Source organism: Pseudomonas avellanae BPIC 631 (assembly GCF_000444135.1).
GTDB classification, from domain to species: Bacteria; Pseudomonadota; Gammaproteobacteria; order Pseudomonadales; family Pseudomonadaceae; genus Aquipseudomonas; species Aquipseudomonas avellanae.
This window is the reverse complement of the sequence record NZ_ATDK01000458.1, coordinates 1-1,010: the sequence shown is the minus strand read 5'-3', so window position 1 is coordinate 1,010 and position 1,010 is coordinate 1. Positions and strand designations below refer to the sequence as shown.

Here is a 1,010-nt window from a genome sequence, read left to right as displayed (position 1 = left end):
GATTAATCGATCGATTTTTCAACAAATAGCGGCTTATTTTAGGAAAAGTCCGGCTATCGGCCACGGCGCGGTGAGTTGATCGGAGGATCCCTAGGAGGGGGTAACATATGAACATTACGCAACTTGCAGCGTTTAAGGCCAAGATCGAACGCATTCTTCGCCCTTGGCAATGGCATCCGACGCCAGATCAAATGGCCCGCCTAGCAGCAGAGTTTGCTCAAAAAGAGCCTAAAACTCTCAGCCAGGCTTTGACGATTTTCTTGAAGCATTTCCCAAGTCAGAAATTCTTAACACTTGATGGCGTTGACAATTCGGACTACAGCACTTTGCTAACCTTAGCACTCGCCGATGCCAAGGCTGCTTCAAAATGACAAGAGAGCAAGACGTAGTTGAAATCCGTACAAGACTCAGTGAGTCTCGGAGTAACGTATATGCTTCACTACGTCGCTTTATCTCAGAAGACAGAACTGACAAGCCCAAGAAGCGCGATGCTCTCCTAGCCTATCAGAAAACAGCTACAGCCTACTTTAATAGCGCCGAAACCTTCGTGGGCGATAGCGAGCTATTAGGTGCTAGGGAAAGCAAACATTGGGCTCAAGGCTTTGCCGAGGACTGTTTTGCAATACTCGATTCAATGGCGCAGCATTTCGAGCTTCTAAGAACCGAATTCAAAAACCTTGGATTAAGTGATCTCTCTAGTATAGAGCCAACACCAACAGCTTATGCCAATATGCAAAGAATGGTCTGTCTGTACATCACGCCCGACCGGAAAGCAGGCCTCTATCAGAAGTTCAAAGACAACCGACTTCCGGTGTACGGCTTCGAACAAAAGGCAAAAAATTTCATTATGATAGACAAGATACTAGCATTTATTTTTGGTGCCGTTTTCCTAACAGCCATCCTAGTGTACTGTTTTCGAAAAAATCAGCCACCAACTAACGTAAAATTCAAATCTTATCAATAGCTTAGCTTGCAGGTTATGGGTAACTTATTTTGAAAACAGTACACTA

General features: G+C 44.8%; 2 protein-coding genes. Both read left to right on the top strand.

Annotated features, from left to right (window positions below; all coding sequences use genetic code 11):
- Positions 1 to 107 precede the first annotated feature (107 nt).
- Complete coding sequence (locus DW49_RS0123980; protein WP_024421464.1) at positions 108 to 371, top strand: hypothetical protein; 264 nt, start codon at positions 108 to 110, stop codon at positions 369 to 371.
- Positions 368 to 964, top strand: coding sequence for a hypothetical protein (locus tag DW49_RS1000000129120; RefSeq protein WP_024421463.1), 597 nt, complete (start codon positions 368 to 370; stop codon positions 962 to 964). Before DW49_RS0123980 ends, DW49_RS1000000129120 begins: the two co-directional genes overlap by 4 nt.
- The last annotated feature ends 46 nt before the right edge of the window (positions 965 to 1,010 follow it).